General features: G+C 57.7%; 15 protein-coding genes and 1 riboswitch. Of the genes, 5 read left to right on the top strand and 10 right to left on the bottom strand.

Features of this window, described 5'->3' with window-relative positions; translation table 11 throughout:
* Position 1: 1 nt before the first annotated feature.
* From parE to nudF, 5 genes are read right to left on the bottom strand one after another with little or no spacing between them, the layout of a single operon-like run.
* Positions 2-1,894 (bottom strand): DNA topoisomerase IV subunit B, encoded by a 1,893-nt coding sequence (gene parE / locus AC4IBF_RS03260; protein WP_111963285.1) that lies wholly within the window; start codon positions 1,892-1,894, stop codon positions 2-4.
* Positions 1,895-1,922: 28 nt separating this feature from the next.
* Complete coding sequence (gene yqiA / locus AC4IBF_RS03255; protein ID WP_047173609.1) at positions 1,923-2,504, bottom strand: esterase YqiA; 582 nt, start codon at positions 2,502-2,504, stop codon at positions 1,923-1,925.
* Positions 2,504-3,331: a 3',5'-cyclic-AMP phosphodiesterase gene (cpdA, locus tag AC4IBF_RS03250; protein ID WP_111963286.1), complete on the bottom strand. Its 828-nt coding sequence runs from the start codon at positions 3,329-3,331 to the stop codon at positions 2,504-2,506. Before cpdA ends, yqiA begins: the two co-directional genes overlap by 1 nt.
* 27 nt (positions 3,332-3,358) lie before the next feature.
* Positions 3,359-3,781, bottom strand: a complete 423-nt coding sequence (locus tag AC4IBF_RS03245) for a DUF1249 family protein (protein ID WP_014833293.1) — start codon at positions 3,779-3,781, stop codon at positions 3,359-3,361.
* Positions 3,778-4,410 (bottom strand): ADP-ribose diphosphatase, encoded by a 633-nt coding sequence (nudF, locus tag AC4IBF_RS03240; RefSeq protein WP_008502974.1) that lies wholly within the window; start codon positions 4,408-4,410, stop codon positions 3,778-3,780. Before nudF ends, AC4IBF_RS03245 begins: the two co-directional genes overlap by 4 nt.
* 204 nt (positions 4,411-4,614) lie before the next feature.
* Between nudF and tolC the strand changes: the two genes are divergently transcribed.
* From tolC to AC4IBF_RS03225, 3 genes are all read left to right on the top strand, one after another.
* Positions 4,615-6,093, top strand: coding sequence for an outer membrane channel protein TolC (tolC, locus tag AC4IBF_RS03235; protein WP_252093447.1), 1,479 nt, complete (start codon positions 4,615-4,617; stop codon positions 6,091-6,093).
* Positions 6,094-6,283: 190 nt separating this feature from the next.
* On the top strand, positions 6,284-6,952 hold the full coding sequence (locus AC4IBF_RS03230; RefSeq protein WP_048028997.1) for a DUF1190 family protein: 669 nt from the start codon (positions 6,284-6,286) through the stop codon (positions 6,950-6,952).
* A gap of 2 nt (positions 6,953-6,954) precedes the next feature.
* Positions 6,955-8,115, top strand: coding sequence for a glutathionylspermidine synthase family protein (locus AC4IBF_RS03225; protein ID WP_248175022.1), 1,161 nt, complete (start codon positions 6,955-6,957; stop codon positions 8,113-8,115).
* Between the two features lie 93 nt (positions 8,116-8,208).
* Here the strand turns inward: AC4IBF_RS03225 and ygiD are convergent, their stop codons facing one another.
* Positions 8,209-8,997 carry a 4,5-DOPA-extradiol-dioxygenase gene (ygiD, locus tag AC4IBF_RS03220; RefSeq protein ID WP_252093448.1) on the bottom strand — a complete coding sequence of 263 codons (789 nt, stop codon included), beginning with the start codon at positions 8,995-8,997 and terminating at the stop codon, positions 8,209-8,211.
* A 196-nt stretch (positions 8,998-9,193) separates the two neighbouring features.
* Here ygiD and zupT point away from each other — a divergent pair, with 196 nt between their 5' ends.
* Positions 9,194-9,967, top strand: coding sequence for a zinc transporter ZupT (gene zupT / locus AC4IBF_RS03215; protein WP_024906487.1), 774 nt, complete (start codon positions 9,194-9,196; stop codon positions 9,965-9,967).
* A 32-nt stretch (positions 9,968-9,999) separates the two neighbouring features.
* Here zupT and ribB read toward each other — a convergent pair whose 3' ends face one another.
* The gene (ribB, locus tag AC4IBF_RS03210) at positions 10,000-10,653 is read right to left on the bottom strand and encodes a 3,4-dihydroxy-2-butanone-4-phosphate synthase (protein ID WP_028017147.1); all 654 of its coding nucleotides are present in this window, start codon (positions 10,651-10,653) and stop codon (positions 10,000-10,002) included.
* 106 nt (positions 10,654-10,759) lie between these two features.
* Positions 10,760-10,910, bottom strand: a riboswitch (FMN riboswitch).
* 119 nt (positions 10,911-11,029) lie between these two features.
* Here ribB and ubiK point away from each other — a divergent pair.
* On the top strand, positions 11,030-11,326 hold the full coding sequence (gene ubiK, locus AC4IBF_RS03205; RefSeq protein ID WP_014071796.1) for a ubiquinone biosynthesis accessory factor UbiK: 297 nt from the start codon (positions 11,030-11,032) through the stop codon (positions 11,324-11,326).
* A 78-nt stretch (positions 11,327-11,404) separates the two neighbouring features.
* On the opposite strand, the gene hldE is transcribed toward ubiK, so the two are convergent.
* The 3 genes from hldE to AC4IBF_RS03190 are packed head-to-tail and all read right to left on the bottom strand — an operon-like array spanning position 11,405 to position 17,054.
* Positions 11,405-12,835, bottom strand: coding sequence for a bifunctional D-glycero-beta-D-manno-heptose-7-phosphate kinase/D-glycero-beta-D-manno-heptose 1-phosphate adenylyltransferase HldE (gene hldE / locus AC4IBF_RS03200; protein WP_288462717.1), 1,431 nt, complete (start codon positions 12,833-12,835; stop codon positions 11,405-11,407).
* 40 nt (positions 12,836-12,875) lie between these two features.
* Positions 12,876-15,731, bottom strand: coding sequence for a bifunctional [glutamate--ammonia ligase]-adenylyl-L-tyrosine phosphorylase/[glutamate--ammonia-ligase] adenylyltransferase (glnE, locus tag AC4IBF_RS03195; RefSeq protein ID WP_491463147.1), 2,856 nt, complete (start codon positions 15,729-15,731; stop codon positions 12,876-12,878).
* 21 nt (positions 15,732-15,752) lie between these two features.
* The gene (locus tag AC4IBF_RS03190) at positions 15,753-17,054 is read right to left on the bottom strand and encodes a CYTH domain-containing protein (RefSeq protein ID WP_491463146.1); all 1,302 of its coding nucleotides are present in this window, start codon (positions 17,052-17,054) and stop codon (positions 15,753-15,755) included.
* Positions 17,055-17,281: the final 227 nt, after the last annotated feature.

Genomic DNA, 17,281 nt, shown 5'->3' with positions numbered 1-17,281 from the left:
ATCAGGCCTCAATATCCGCCATATCGCCTTTCTCCTGCAGCCAGTTACGACGGTCTTCCGAACGTTTCTTGGCAAGGAGCATATCCATCATGGCGTTGGTCTGCTGTTCGTCTTCGTCGCTGATCGTAAGCTGCACCAGACGGCGCGTGTTCGGATCCAGCGTCGTTTCGCGCAGCTGCATCGGGTTCATCTCGCCCAGCCCTTTAAAGCGCTGAACGTTAGGTTTGCCCTTCTTGCGCTTCAGCTGTTCCAGCACGCCCGCTTTTTCTTCTTCCGTCAGCGCGTAGTAAACCTCTTTGCCGAGGTCGATACGATAAAGCGGCGGCAGCGCCACGTGGACGTGACCATTTTTAACCAGCGTGCGGAAGTGCTTCACAAACAGCGCGCATAGCAGCGTGGCGATGTGCAGACCATCGGAGTCCGCATCCGCGAGGATACAGATCTTGCCGTAGCGCAGCTGGCTCAGATCGTCGCTGTCCGGATCGATACCGATCGCCACCGAGATATCGTGGACTTCCTGCGAGGCCAGCACTTCGTCTGAAGAGACCTCCCAGGTGTTCAGGATTTTCCCCTTGAGCGGCATGATCGCCTGGTATTCACGGTCGCGAGCCTGCTTGGCCGATCCACCCGCCGAGTCCCCTTCCACGAGGAATAGCTCGGTACGGTTGAGATCCTGCGCGGTACAGTCCGCCAGCTTGCCCGGCAGCGCAGGGCCGCTGGTCAGCTTTTTACGCACCACTTTCTTCGCGGCACGCAGACGACGCTGGGCGCTGGAAATCGCCATTTCAGCCAGCATCTCTGCTGCCTGAACGTTCTGGTTCAGCCACAGGGTAAACGCATCTTTCACCACGCCGGAAACGAACGCCGCGCACTGGCGTGACGACAGACGCTCTTTGGTCTGACCGGCAAACTGCGGATCCTGCATCTTCACGGAGAGCACGTAGGCGCAGCGGTCCCAGATATCTTCCGCCGACAGCTTCACGCCGCGCGGCAGGATATTGCGGTATTCGCAAAATTCGCGCATCGCGTCCAGCAGTCCCTGACGCAGCCCGTTGACGTGGGTACCGCCGAGCATGGTTGGGATCAGGTTGACGTAGCTTTCGGTCAGCAGTTCGCCGCCTTCCGGCAGCCACAGCAGCGCCCAGTCGACCGCTTCGGTATCGCCGCTAAAGTTACCGACGAACGGTTTTTCCGGCAGCGTCGGCAGGCCGTTTACCGCTTCGCACAGGTAGTCGTTCAGGCCATCGGCGTAGCACCAGGTCTGCTCGGTATTGTTGACGTTATCCTTAAAGGTAATTTCCACACCCGGACACAGCACCGCTTTGGCTTTCAGCAGGTGCGTCAGGCGGGATACGGAAAAGCGCGGGCTGTCGAAGAAGCTTTCGTCAGGCCAGAAGTGGACGCTGGTGCCGGTGTTGCGTTTGCCGCACGTGCCGACAACCTGCAGATCCTGCACCTTCTCGCCGTTTTCAAACGCGATGTTATAAATCTGGCCGTCGCGACGGACGTTTACTTCCACGCGCTTGGACAGGGCGTTCACGACGGAAATCCCCACGCCATGCAGGCCGCCGGAGAACTGGTAGTTCTTGTTGGAGAACTTACCGCCCGCGTGCAGACGACAGAGGATCAGCTCAACGGCAGGCACGCCCTCTTCCGGATGGATATCCACCGGCATGCCGCGCCCGTCGTCGATGACTTCCAGCGACTGATCGGCATGCAGGATAACGTCAACGCGTTTGGCATGGCCCGCCAGCGCTTCGTCCACACTGTTATCAATAACTTCCTGGCCCAGATGGTTTGGGCGCGTTGTATCGGTGTACATCCCCGGGCGGCGGCGAACCGGCTCAAGCCCGGTGAGGACCTCAATGGCATCAGCGTTATAGGTTTGCGTCATGATTTAAACTAGCAATTCGCATTGATTGTCAGTGGCTGTGCAGTCCAAGAAAATCGACAATCTGGGTGAAATGATTCTCAAAGCCCGTGAAAGCATGGTTTCCGCCCTCTTCTATAGTCTGGCGGCAGGAGGCGTAATACGCCACTGCCTGGCGGTAATCCAGCACTTCATCACCCGTCTGCTGCAACAGCCAGATGAGATCCGGCGCCTCAAGCGGGTCGACCTGCATAACTTTGAGATCGTAAATATGGCGTGACTCTAGCACATATTGCTGCCCGGTGTAGGGGTTCTCGTTTTCGCCAAGAAAGTCCCTCAGCAACTCAAATGGCCGAACCGCCGGATTAACCACAACGGCAGGTAGCATGAAGCATTGTGAGAGCCAGGTGGCGTAATACCCGCCCAGCGAGGAACCGACCACACCGAAGGTTTCGCCGCCGTGCGCAAGCACAATCGATTCCAGCATCTCCGCGGCCTCTGCCGGGTAAGGCGGCAGCTGAGGGATAATCATCTCAACGTCGGGGTGATGCTCGCTCAGCCACTGGCGAAACAGTGTCGCTTTTGCGGAGCGCGGCGAGCTGTTGAATCCGTGCAGATAAAGGAGCGTAGACATCAATAGCCTTCTGAAGCGGTATCCGGGCGGAATTTTGCACCGGTCAAACGGCAGACTTCCGTGGTCAGCGTGCCGTCGGCATGCAGTTCCAGCCAGCGCCAGCCTGGCGCAATGGTATCCAGCGTAAAGTTGGCGCAGTGCGGCTTAAACTGAACGCAGGTCGACGGCGTCGCCAGCATGCGGCGCCCGTTCCAGTCGAGATCCTGTTCCTGGTGAATATGTCCACACAGCAGGTTTTTCACTCGCGGGAACTTCGCCAGCACGCGATCCAACGCTGCGGAGTTGCGCAGACTGTGCTGATCGAGCCAGCTACAGCCCGCCGGCAGAGGGTGATGATGAAGCAACAGCAGCGTGTGACGTTCAGGTTCAGCAGCCAGTTTGGTCTCCAGCCAGTCGAGCTGAAACTCGCTTAACTCACCGTGCGGGACGCCAAACACCTGGCTGTCCAGCAGCAGGATCTGCCACTGGTCACCCGCAAAAACACATTTCGCCGGAGAAATACCCGCATCCTGGAGAGAACTGTACATAGCGGGCTGGAAGTCATGATTTCCTGGCAGCCAGACGCAAGGCACGCTAAAGCTCGCGATGCCTTCAGCAAAATGCTGGTAGGCCGCGGAAGATTGGTCCTGCGCCAGATCGCCCGTTGCGACAATCAGATCGCATGCACGGTTTTCGGCGTGAATCGCGCTAAGTACCGCCTGATAACTCTCCCAGGTATTCACCCCCAGCAGCGTTTCATGCTTTTCGGCAAAAAGGTGGGTATCGGTGATTTGTAATATCCTGACTGGCGCCCCACCAGCAACAGTCAGGTTCAACAGGCTTTCCAAATGGTGTCCTTAGGTAGGTTTATGACGCTAACAAACCGGAATCGCCATTGCTCCATGTGCTAAACAATATCTTAGCCAGTCGGCTAAAAACTGGTTAATTTGATGCTTTTCGTCGCGTTGATGCAACTTTTTATTCGGGTAATCATACCGCGCCTTGAAGCGAAAGATCTGCTGGCTTGAACACACTTCAGCGACCATCGCGTCGTGATAGAGGCGTACCGTCATTGACGGCAGGCTCCAGTAGCTAATGCTGGGTGCCGTTTGCTCAATTTCCACCAGCGTAGTGTAGCGCGTTGATTCTGTTATCGTTAAACGATACTGCGCGTTGCTCACCTGATAGCTTACCGTTTCGCCGGGTGCGTCGTTTTTCGGCAGCAGGCGGCGCAATTGTGCGAAATTGGTTTCGCACAGGCGCATCATTTCTGGGAAGTCAGGCGTATAGCGCTTCATTTTTTCCACTCGTTTCGTAATGTCTGATAATGCAGCTGCAGCCATTGCAGGGCGATGACAGACGCTGCGTTGTCGATTTTCCCCTCTTCTACCCACTGATAAGCCTGTTCCCGGCTCACCACATGAACCCGAATATCTTCGTTTTCATCTGCCAGACCGTGGATCCCTTCCGCCGTCGTGGCGTCCACTTCACCCACCATAATGGACAAGCGCTCGCTGGTACCTCCCGGGCTTGCCAGATAGCTCAGCACCGGTTTTGTGCGGCCCACCACCAGCCCGGCCTCTTCCAGCGCCTCGCGTCGGGCGACGTCTTCAACCGTCTCACCTTCTTCGATCATCCCGGCCACCATTTCCAGCAGCCACGGGCTCTCACTGACGTCATAAGCGGCGATGCGGATCTGCTCCACCAGCACAACTTCGTCACGCACTGGGTCAAAGGGTAGCAAGACTGCCGCATGCCCGCGCTCAAAAATTTCGCGTCTGATTTCGCCGCTCATTTCACCGTTGAACAGGCGATGCCTGAAACGGTAAAGATCCATTGAAAAAAAACCGCTATAAAGCGTTTCTCGTGCAATAATTTCTACATCGTTTTTGGCGAATGTCACGGGCAACTTTTCTGGTTTTTGCATGAGTCGAGTCCTGGTAGCAATGGTGATGAAATTGTGAATTTCAAGGCTGTTTGGCTGCCGTTTGTAAGGCTATATGGTAGATTGGTGCAAATTACCGCCAGATGGCACGTAACGCCAACCTTTTGGTGTGGATGATTCTGTTAGAATCGGCAATTATTTTTTAATTAGATCAGCGCTAATACTGCTTCACAACAAGGAATGCAAATGAAGAAATTGCTCCCCATCCTTATCGGCCTGAGCCTGACGGGCTTCAGTGCAATGAGCCAGGCGGAAAACCTGTTACAGGTCTACCAGCAGGCACGTCTGGGCAACCCTGATTTACGTAAATCAGCGGCCGATCGTGATGCTGCGTTTGAAAAGATTAACGAAGCTCGTAGCCCCTTGCTGCCACAGTTAGGTTTAGGTGCAGATTATACCTACAGCAACGGTTTCCGCGACGCTAACGGCGTAAACTCCAATGCTACCAGCGCCTCACTGCAATTAACACAGACGCTGTTTGATATGTCCAAATGGCGTGCCCTGACCCTGCAGGAAAAGAGCGCAGGCATCCAGGATGTGACCTATCAGACCGACCAGCAGACGCTGATCCTGAATACTGCCACGGCGTACTTCAACGTGCTGAGCGCGATTGACGCACTCTCCTACACCGAAGCGCAGAAACAGGCCATTTACCGTCAGTTAGATCAAACCACCCAGCGCTTCAACGTGGGCCTGGTCGCGATCACCGACGTGCAGAACGCCCGTTCACAGTACGACACCGTGCTGGCTAACGAAGTGACCGCGCGTAACAACCTCGACAACGCGCTGGAATCCCTGCGTCAGGTCACCGGCAATTACTATCCTGAGCTGGCCTCCCTGAACGTCGACAGCTTCAAAACGGATAAGCCGCAGGCCGTTAACGCCCTGCTGAAAGAGGCGGAAAACCGCAACCTGACGCTGCTGCAGGCGCGTTTGAGCCAGGACCTGGCCCGCGAGCAAATTCGTCAGGCGCAGGACGGCCATCTGCCAACCCTGAGCCTGAGCGCGTCTACCGGTGTCTCTGATACAACCTACAGCGGCTCTAAAACCAATACGTCCCAGTATGACGACAGCAATATGGGCCAGAACAAGGTGGGCCTGAGCTTCTCCCTGCCGCTGTATCAGGGCGGTCAGGTCAACTCCCAGGTGAAACAGGCGCAGTACAACTTTGTTGGCGCGAGCGAGCAGCTGGAAAGCGCCCACCGCAACGTGGTGCAGACCGTGCGTTCCTCCTTCAACAACGTGAACGCCTCAATCAGCAGCATCAACGCCTATAAACAGGCCGTTGTGTCTGCACAGAGCTCCCTGGACGCGATGGAAGCAGGTTACTCGGTCGGTACACGTACTATTGTGGACGTGCTCGATGCGACCACCACGCTGTACAACGCGAAACAGCAGCTCTCCAGCGCGCGTTACCAGTACCTGATTAACCAGCTGAACATCAAACAGGCTCTGGGTACGCTGAACGAGCAAGACCTGCAGATGCTGAACAGCGCGTTGGGCAAACCGGTCTCCACCTCTCCGGACAGCGTTGCACCGGAGAACCCGGAGCAGGTTGCCGCGGTTGATAACTTCAACGCTAACGGCACTACCCCTACTGCACAGCCTGCTGCCTCGCGAACCACAGCGCCTGCCAGCAAGAGCAATAATCCGTTCCGTAACTAAGAGTGTCATCAGGCCTACTGCGGCCTGATGCCTTCACTCCAGCCCTCTTCCACAGGGAGAGGGCGCATCTGAATCACATCCGAACGTAAGTCAACGTAAAGATCCCCCTGATTCCGCCCCTCTTCGCTTCATTTTCAACCACTCATCCTCTATCCTGAGCGTTATTACCACTGGGTCCTGGAAGACAAAGATGAAACGGACAAAAACGATCAATCACGCGTCGTTCCGCAAGAGCTGGAACGCGCGTCACCTCACCCCTGTTGCGCTGGCGGTCACGGCTGTCTTTATGCTGGCAGGCTGTGAGAAAAATGACGAAACGGTTTCGCTGTATCAAAACGCGGACGACTGCTCTGCCGCAACCGGCAAAGCCGCCGAATGTAAAACGGCTTACACCAGCGCGCTGAAAGAAGCGGAACGTACCGCGCCGAAATATGCCTCACGCGAAGACTGCGTGGCGGAGTTTGGTGAAGGTCAGTGCCAGCAGGCACCGGCTCAGGCAGGCACCGCACCTGAAAATCAGGCGCAGGCGCAGTCCAGCGGCAGCTTCTGGATGCCGCTGATGGCAGGCTACATGATGGGCCGCCTGATGGGCGGTGGTGCAGGCTACCAGCAGCAGCCGCTGTTTAGCTCGAAAAACCCGGCCAGCCCGGCTTACGGTCAATATACCGATGCCAGCGGCAAAGGCTACGGCGCAGCGACCCCTGGCCGCACCGTGACCGTACCGAAAACGGCGATGGCGCCGAAGCCTGCGACCACCAGCACCATCACCCGTGGCGGGTTCGGTGAGTCTGTGGCGAAGCAGACCAGCATGCAGCGCAGCGCGACAGGCACCTCCTCTACTCGCTCAATGGGCGGCTGATCATGGAACGAGTCAGTATCACCGAGCGCCCGGACTGGCGCGAAAAAGCCACCGAGTACGGTTTTAACTTCCACACCATGTACGGCGAGCCGTACTGGTGTGAAGACGCCTATTACAAGCTCACGCTGGCCCAGGTTGAGAAGCTGGAAGAGGTAACGGCCGAGCTGCACCAGATGTGCCTGAAGGTGGTGGAAAAAGTCATCGACAGCGACGAGCTGATGGCAAAGTTCCGCATTCCGAAGCACACCTGGGGCTTTGTGCGCCAGTCGTGGAAAACGAATCAACCTTCGCTTTACTCTCGCCTGGATCTGGCATGGGACGGCAAAGGGGAGCCTAAGCTGCTGGAAAACAACGCCGATACCCCAACGTCCCTGTACGAAGCGGCGTTCTTTCAGTGGATCTGGCTGGAAGACCAGGCCAATGCCGGAAACCTGCCGGAAGGCAGCGACCAGTTCAACAGCCTGCAGGAAAAGCTGATCGAGCGCTTCGCCGAGCTGCGCGAGCAGTTTGGCTTCAACCTGCTGCATCTCGCCTGCTGCCGCGACACGGAAGAAGACCGTGGCACGGTTCAGTATCTGCAGGATTGCGCCGCTGAAGCGGAGGTCGCGACCGAGTTCCTCTATATCGAGGATATCGGCCTGGGTGAAAAAGGTCAGTTCACGGACATGCAGGACCAGGTGATCAGCAACCTGTTCAAGCTCTACCCGTGGGAATACATGCTGCGCGAGATGTTCTCCACCAAGCTGGAAGATGCTGGCGTGCGCTGGCTTGAGCCGGCCTGGAAGAGCATTATCTCCAACAAAGCCCTGCTGCCGATGCTGTGGGAGATGTTCCCGAACCATCCGAACCTGCTGCCGGCGTACTTTGCAGAAGATAATTACCCGCAAATGGAGAAGTACGTCGTTAAGCCGATCTTCTCCCGCGAAGGCGCGAACGTGTCGATTATCGAAAACGGCAAGACGCTGGAAGCGGTTGAAGGGCCGTACGGCGAAGAAGGGATGATCGTCCAGGAGTTCTATCAACTTCCAAAATTTGGCGACAGCTATACGCTGATTGGCAGTTGGCTCATCAACGATCAGCCTGCCGGAATTGGCATTCGCGAAGATCGCGCGCTGATCACGCAGGATCTGTCGCGGTTCTATCCGCACATTTTCGTGGAGTAAGACTGCGGCCTGATGCCCTCACCCCAGCCCTCTCCCACAGGGAGAGGGTGGAAAGACTAAAAACGGCAACCTGAAGTTGCCGTTTTGCTTTTATTATCCCACCTGCACCGACAGCATACTCAAACTGCCCATCTCAATACCGTCGACCGGGATCGTAACCGGCTCCTGACCATCCCACGCGCCAAGTACGTACAGCAGCGGCAGGAAGTGCTCCGGCGTCGGGTTAGAAAGCGAACCGCCCTCATGATCCAGATAGTTCACCAGCGGATGCGCCTCAGCCGGCCCCTGCCAGGTCAGGTTCGCTTTAACGTAGTCGTTAAAGGCGGTCGCCCACGGGTACGGCGTGTTCTCACCGTGCCAGCGTGCGGTACGCAGGTTATGCACCACGTTGCCGCTCGCCACCAGCATGATGCCTTCATCACGCAGGGTCGCCATCTTGCGGCCCATCTCCAGATGCCAGGCGGCCTTTTGGGTGCTGTCGATGCTCAACTGCACCATCGGGATATCCGCATCAGGATACATTTTAATAAGCACGCCCCAGGAGCCGTGGTCAAAGCCCCAGGCTTCTTTATCCAGCGTCACAGGGACAGACGCCAGCAAATCCACCAGCCTTTGTGCAAGCTCAGGCGAGCCGGGGGCCGGATAATGCGTGTCGTATAGCGCCTGCGGGAAGCCGCCAAAATCATGAATGGTTTTTGGCGCTTCCATGGCGGTCACGCCCGTCCCACGGGTAAACCAGTGCGCAGATACCACCACGATCGCTTTCGGACGCGGTAGCGTCTCGCCCAGATGACGCCAGGCGCGGGTATAGACGTTGTCTTCCAGAACGTTCATAGGGCTACCGTGGCCTAAAAACAGGGCTGGCATACGTGAAGAAGTCATGGTGATATCCTTACGGAAGGTGTCAATTTAATGGTGCTACATTACGCGCAATCCGGCAAAGATGAACGCAGATAAGCGTGAAGATCATCATCAGGAAATTTGAATGTAAGGAATGTGTAAAGCCGGGTTTTCCCCCTCGCTTTGCCAGAAATGAATCATTTATATTAATGAGAATCATTATCATAAGGAGCAATGCATGTCAGTCCCTCTGATCCTGACCATACTGGCGGGCGCCGCGACCTTCATCGGCGCGATCCTCGGCGTGCTCGGCCAAAAGCCCTCTAACCGCGTACTGGCCTTCTCACTGGGCTTTGCTGCCGGGATCATGTTGCTCATCTCCCTGATGGAAATGCTCCCTGCCGCGCTGGGCACGGAAGGCATGTCTCCGCTGCTGGGCTACGGCATGTTTGTCTTTGGCCTGCTGGGGTACTTTGCCCTCGATCGAATGCTGCCGCACGCCCATCCGCAGGATTTAATGCAGAAAAACGTGACGCCCATGCCGCGCAATATCAAGCGTACCGCCGTGCTGTTAACGCTTGGCATCAGCCTGCATAACTTCCCGGAAGGGGTCGCCACCTACGTGACGGCCAGCAGCAATCTTGAGATGGGCTTTGGCATCGCGCTGGCGGTCGCCTTACACAATATTCCTGAAGGACTGGCCGTCGCTGGACCCGTGTATGCCGCAACGGGATCGAAACGCACCGCTGTGTTCTGGGCGGGTATTTCCGGGATGGCCGAAATCCTTGGCGGCGTGCTGGCCTGGCTCATCCTCGGTAGCCTGGTCTCTCCGGTAGTGATGGCAGCGATTATGGCAGCGGTAGCCGGGATCATGGTTGCGCTTTCGGTGGATGAACTGATGCCGCTGGCGAAGGAGATCGATCCTAACAACAACCCCAGCTATGGCGTGCTGTGCGGAATGTCGGTGATGGGATTAAGTCTGGTTCTGCTGCAGACCGCAGGAATCGGGTAAAAAAACGCCGGGACATCCCGGCGTTTTTATTATCAGCTGGCTTTGCGCTCGTGCGCCTGGCGATACTCGACCAGATCTTCAATCGTGACCACCGGCATGTTGTGCAGACGGGCAAAGGTGATGCACTCCGGCGCGCGCGCCATGGTGCCGTCATCGTTAGTCAGCTCACACAGCACACCGGCAGGTTTGAAGCCCGCCAGCGTCACCAGGTCGATCGTCGCTTCGGTGTGACCGCCGCGGGTCAACACGCCGCCCGCCTGCGCGCGCAGCGGGAAGACGTGGCCTGGACGGTGCAGATCGGATGGCTTCGCATCATCAGCAATGGCGGCACGTACGGTAGTCAGACGGTCAGCCGCAGACACACCGGTGGTCACGCCATGCGCCGCTTCAATGGTCACGGTAAAACCGGTACCAAAGGCGCTGGTGTTGTTTTCGACCATCATCGGCAGCTCGAGCTGCTTACGACGATCTTCGGTAATACACAGGCATACGATGCCGCTGCCGTGACGGATGGTCAGCGCCATCTGTTCAACGGTCATGTTTTCGGCGGCGAAAATCATGTCGCCTTCGTTTTCACGGTTTTCATCGTCAAGCACCATCACACCGCGGCCTTCGCGCAGTGCATCCAGTGCATGTTCAACACGTTGAGTTGAAGTGCCAAAAGAGGAAAGTAGCGTCTGATTCATGGTAAAAAAACCTCATTAACATTATGGTTACCAGAATCAGGGCAGTCTTAGGAGCGCCGTATAAGCGGCAAAAAGATAACGTGAGCGGGCCCATGCCCGACTTGATCGTTACTCTCTCCCATCCGGACTCTAACCGTCGGCCCCGGAATTACACCGGATCTGCTGACCTTTGAGTTTTCACCCAAAGCGCTCGCGGGCTTTCAGCGTCACGCTGATTTACCGCCGGTGGGGAATTTCGCCCCGCCCTGAGAATAAGCGAGATAACTATAACGCTATTGATTATCCTGGGCAATGCATAAGCATCAAACAATTTTGTTTACCCCGGGCATGACGCGCTACAATGGACACTAACACCTTTCCATCAAGGGAAACGACAATGATTGACCCGAAAAAAATTGAGCAGATCGCGCGTCAGGTTCATGAATCTATGCCAAAAGGCATTCGTGAATTTGGTGATGACGTAGAAAAGAAAATCCGCCAGACGCTGCAGGCGCAGTTGGTTCGCCTTGATTTAGTCAGTCGCGAAGAGTTTGACGTGCAGACCCAGGTTCTGCTGCGCACCCGCGAGAAGCTGGCGCTGCTGGAACAGCGTCTGACCGAGCTGGAAAACCGCAATGCGCCGGAAGAAGTGAAGCCGGCACCGGCCATTCCGCCGGTGGATGATCAGGAGTAAGTGCGGCCTGATGCCCTCACCCCAGCCCTCTCCCACAGGGAGAGGGTGAAAAAAAACGGGCCAACTGGCCCGTTTTTTTTACTGACTGTCTTTCTGGATCTTCTTGATGATGTTGGTGGTGGAACACCCGTCCTCAAAGTTGAGCACCATCACCTCGCCGCCGTTGGCCCAAACCTCTTCGCTGCCCGCGATTTGCTCCGGCTTGTAATCCCCGCCTTTTACCAGCAGGTCCGGCAGAATACCGGCAATCAGGCGCTGCGGGGTATCTTCTTCAAACGACACCACCCAGTCCACCGCTTCCAGCGCGCCGAGCACAATCATACGCTGCTCGAGCGGGTTCACCGGACGCGTTTCACCCTTCAGGCGTTTCGTCGAGGCATCGCTGTTGACCGCCACAATCAGGCGATCGCCCAGCTTGCGCGCATTCGCCAGATAAGAAACGTGGCCAGCGTGCAGAATGTCGAACACGCCGTTGGTCATCACCACCTTTTCCCCACGCTTGCGCGCGGCGGCGACGGCCATCTTCAGCTCGTCTTCGGTCATGACGCCAAAACCGGTATCCGCGCGACCACGCACCGCGTTTTCCAGCTCGATTGGCGAAACGGTTGAGGTCCCGAGTTTACCCACGACCACGCCCGCCGCGGCGTTAGCGAAGTAGCACGCTTCTTCCAGAGAATTACCCGCTGCCAGCGTCGCCGCCAGAACGCCGATCACCGTGTCACCGGCACCGGTCACGTCGTACACTTCCTGCGCCTGTGTTGGCATATGCAGCGGCGCTTTGCCCGGCTGCAGCAGCGTCATCCCCTGCTCGGAGCGGGTCACCAGAAGCGCAGATAATTCGAAGTCAGCAATGATCTTCATGCCGCGCTCAACCAGCTCTTCCTCGGTTTTGCATTTGCCCGCCACCGCTTCAAATTCGGAGAGGTTTGGCGTCAGCAGGGTTGCGCCGCGATAGCGCTCAAAATCGGTCCCTTTCGGGTCGATCAGCACCGGTACGTTGGCTTTACGCGCCAGCTGAATCATCGTCTGCACGCTCGCCAGCGCGCCTTTGGCGTAATCGGACAGCACCAGCGCGCCGATATTGCCCAGCGCCTGGTTGATACGCTCGTGCAGCGGCTCGGGATCAACGCCTTCGAACCCTTCTTCAAAGTCGAGGCGGATCAGCTGCTGGTTGCGCGACAGCACGCGCAGTTTCGTAATCGTTGGGTGGGTCGGAACAGAAACGAAGTCGCACTTCACGTTCACGTCCGCCAGCGACTTGCTCAGCGCGCGTGCCGCATCGTCGATGCCGGTCAAGCCCACCAGACGCGACTGCGCGCCCAGAGAGGCAATGTTCATCGCCACGTTTGCCGCGCCGCCGGGACGCTCTTCAATGGTGTCGACCTTAACCACCGGTACCGGTGCTTCCGGAGAGATGCGGCTGGTCGGTCCATACCAGTAGCGATCCAGCATCACATCCCCAACAACCATAACTCCAGCACGTTCAAACTCTGGCAGTGTTACTTTCATTCCTGACTCCAGAAAGATTCACAATTTGCGCGCGATAATATCACACTTGATTTGTTACGCACGGTTCCACCAGCCACTTCTGCCAGCTGGCCGTTACCTGAGCGCGTTCTGCGACAAAACAGTCCAGCGCCACGTGCCCCGGCTGCTCCTGCAGCGCCAGGTGATGAAGCTCGTCGCGAAGCGTCGTGTAGGCGCGGGTTAAGGCCTGCGCCTCCTGCTCGTCCATGATGTCGTTTTGCGCCAGCAGTTCCAGAATGCGCACGTTATCCGACCAGCGGGTCAGCTTAGGCTTGTCGTGCGCGTGCAGCAGCACCAGATACTGGGTAATGAATTCAATATCGGTGATCCCGCCCTCGTCGGCTTTGATATCAAAGCGATCGCGATGTTTATTACCCAGATGCGCGCGCATTTTCTCGCGCATCTCGCGCACTTCGGTCTGCAGCGTACTGCCCTCGCGCACGGTGGTCATAACCTCCTTACGGATGGCATCGAACTGCGTTTTGAGCTGCGGATCGCCATATACCACGCGAGCGCGCACCAGCGCCTGATGCTCCCACGTCCAGGCTTCATTCTTCTGGTAATCGGCGAAGGATTCCGTTGAAGTGACCAGCATGCCCGCCGCGCCGGACGGACGCAGGCGCGCATCGACTTCATACAAAATGCCCGACGAGGTGCGGGTGCTGAACAGGTGCATGATGCGCTGCGCCAGGCGCAGGTAGAACTGACGCCCGTCAATCTCGCGCTCGCCGTCGGTCATCACGTCAACCGGGCAGTCGTGCAGGAAGATTAAATCCAGATCGGAGCTGTATCCCAGCTCCCAGCCGCCGAGCTTGCCGTAACCCACCACGGCAAACCCTCGCCCCTCACGGTCAGCAAGGTGCTTCGGCTGGCCGTAGCGGGCCACCATCTGCACCCACGCCTGCTGCACTACCGCGTCGATGATCGCCTCCGCGAGCCAGGTTAAGTGATCGCTCACTTTCATCACCGGCAGCGTTCCGGCGATATCCGCCGCCGCCACGCGCAGCATCTGCGCCTGCTTAAACTGGCGCAGCGCCTCCAGCTGTTGCTCTTCGTCTTCTTCCGGCACGCGCAGCAGATACTGACGCAGCTCGTCACGGTAGGCATCCGTCGCCGTGGGTTGATACAGGGTGTTCGGATCGAGCAGTTCATCCAGCAGCAGCGGGTAGCGCGCCAGCTTGTTGGCCACCATCGGCGACGCGGCGCAGAGCGTAATCAGGTGCTTCAGCGCGCCGGGGAACTCGCTCAGGAGTTCAAGATACGTGGTGCGCGTGATGATCCCGCTCAGCAGCGGCATCATGCGCGACAGCGGCACCGGCGCATCCGCTCGCGAGCAGACCTCGCTCAGCAGGTGCGGCATCAGGTGATCCAGCACCTGACGGCCGCGCGGGCCAATGGCACGCTTGTTCAGCTCAAGACGGAAATCGGCAATCAGCGCCACCACGCGATGGCGCGCGTCGTCGGTTAAATGCGTCAGCACCGGCGTGGTGTCATCTTCCTGGAGCGCGTCCTGCCACAGCTCGCGCCAGTGCTCGGAAAGCGCATCGTCCTGCGATTCGCTTTCGTCATCACCAATCAGTTCGTTAAAGATGCGGCGCACGCCTGCCATATGGGCATCGAGCCGTTCGGTTAGCGTTGACCAGTCATCCACGCGCATGCCCCAGGCCAGACGCGCCCGGTTAAGGTCATCCCCCGGCAGGGTCTGGGTCTGTTCGTCGTTGATGCTTTGCAGCAGGTTTTCCAGACGACGCAGGAAAAGATAGGCCTCGCGCAGGGTTTGCGCGTCGCCGTCCGGCAGCAGGTGAAGCTGCTCAATGGCGCTCAGCGCCGGCAATAGCGAGCGGGACTGTAACGACGGCTCACGCCCGCCGCGAATAAGCTGGAAGACCTGAACGATAAATTCGATTTCGCGAATGCCGCCCGCGCCGAGCTTGATGTTGTCCTTCAGCCCACGACGGCGAACCTCACGGGCAATCATCCCTTTCATATTGCGCAGGGACTGGATGACGCTGAAGTCGATATAGCGACGGAACACGAACGGGCGCAGCATGGCACGCAGCTCGTTGGCGTAGGCGTCATCGCTGTCGCCCATGATCCGCGCTTTGACCATCGCATAACGCTCCCAGTCGCGCCCCTGCTCCTGGTAGTAATCCTCCAGCGCGGCAAAGCTCAGCACCAGCGGCCCGCTGTCGCCGAACGGACGCAGGCGCATGTCCACGCGGTAGACAAAACCATCCTGCGTCGGCTGATCCAGCGCCTTAATCAGACGCTGACCGAGACGGGTAAAGAACTGGGCGTTGTCCAGCTCGCGACGGCCGCCGCGCGTGGAGCCGTTCTCAGGCCAGGCGAAAATCAGGTCGATATCGGAGGAAAAGTTCAGCTCGCAACCGCCCAGCTTGCCCATCCCCAGAATCAGCAGCGGCTGAGGAACCCCTTCCTCGCTGCACGGCGTGCCCCACTCTTTACAGCAGGCGGCGTAGAGCCAGTCGCGCGCGGCGACAATCAACGTCTGCGCCAGCTCGCTTAACTGCTGCAGCGTACTCTCTTCACTCACCAGCTCCAGCGCCTGCGCCCAGGCAATGCGCACCATCACCCGACGGCGGAACTGGCGCAGGACGCGCATCAGCGTCGCTTCATCCGCTACGTCTTTGAGTGCGGCCTGCAGCCAGCCGGCATAGTGCCGCCACTCGTCCGCCTGCGGCGGTGCGTTTTCAAGCTCCGCCAGCCAGTCCGGGTAGACGGCGATGCTTTCCTGCACAAAATCACTGAAGGCGAGCACGCTCTTCGCCTGCTCGCTTAACGATGACGCCGGTAATGACTCAGGCAGACGTTCGCAAACGGTCTGCCACTGCTGCTGTAACGGTGAAGAAAGCGGCATTCTAGGGGTTCCTTGCCAGAGTTAACGTTTTCCGCTGTGCAGCCAGTACGGCTCCTGCGAAATGGCCTCATTACGGAAATGCTCAATTTCAATATGCTGACGGGTTTCGATGGCATGCTTCAGCCCCTGCCAGTTTTCCAGCCACGCCTGCGCCTGTGGCCCGTCGTAGGCACCGGAAAGGAGCAGCATGCTGTCGATGTTGCGCGAAAGACGGGGAAGCTGATCGCCATACTTATCGCCGAGCGGATACGCAAAGGTGCTCTTCAGTTCAGCGGCATGACGGGAAAGATGAATGTCCGCGAAACGCTTAAAGTTTTCCGCGATTTTGGCCTCGGCTTTCGCATCCAGGAAGGCGCGCCAGCCGCGCGTCACCAGAAACTCGGTCAGCGCCAGTTTTGCCGAAGCGGCTTGCGGGCTGTAAATCGCCGTTTGCGCTGAGACGTCGGAGAGCATCAGCGTTTCGGTTTGCGTCAGCAGATCACGTAAGTGAGCGCTGGCTTTGCGAGGAACGATGCCGCCGAATAGCGTCAGGGTGTGGCGCACCAGGGCAATGGCCGCCAGCACGTGGGATTTCGCGTTTTTCACATTTCGCACCCACAGCTCTTCGTGGTACTGCCACTGCGAAAGCGCCAGCTCCAGCGCGGCTTCCAGCCCCTGCTCAACGCTGGCTTTCGGCGCAACGCGCAAAATGGTCGTCTCTTTCAGCACGCGCGGCGCATTTCCGGCCGCCAGATGGTAACCCCGCGCGGCTTTACTCAGGCTTCCCTGACGCAGTCCGGACTGACTCACCAGCCTGCGCGCCAGCTTCAGCACGTCATTTGCGTCCCCTTCCAGCAGCTCAAGCTCCAGTTCGCAAATCGGTTCCTGGAATTCCCCTGCCTTCACCTCACCCAGATCGAGGGCGATTTCGATGCGGCTTTTGCCTTCCGTCACCAGCCATTTCTCGCGCCAGAAATCGGTGCTGAACAGCGGCTGTACCTGCTCCGCCAGCGCGGAAGGCAGCTCGCCTTCCGGCCAGACTTCCGCCGGGAAACGCTCCAGCTCAAGTTCTGGCTTACTGATGTCGATATTGTATTCCGGGCGCTGATGTAAACCGCCGACCACGCGGCCGGCAATTTTCATCGTCATCTCGTAGCGCCCGCTCGCGCCACGGATGCGCAGCCCCATATCGTGGCGGCGCAGCCAGTTGTCTGGCGTTTCGTAATAGATATTAAGCAGTTGTACCGGTGCATGGTGTTCGCCGGAAAGCGTATGCAGATGCTGGCGGAGTGCGTCAACGCTGTCTTTTTCGACGATAAATTTTAATTCGATTTCCTGAGCCATAGCCTTGTACTTTTGCGGGCGTCACAGACGCGTCAATGAGGGCGAACTTCCTCGCCATTTGTTTGTCAGTACATAGTATTTTGCGCCAAATTGCCATGCAATGAGCAATTTGTCGGGCGTAAATGTGTAGAGTCGTGACACAGATGATTCTGATTGCTGACGAATGCTTTGCGTAGAGACACTGTTGCCACTACTATCGTTCCACTATTTATGAAAATAACGACTAA

Source organism: Enterobacter sp. Taxon_8 (assembly GCF_058354585.1).
This window is presented reverse-complemented; position numbering and strand designations above follow the sequence as displayed.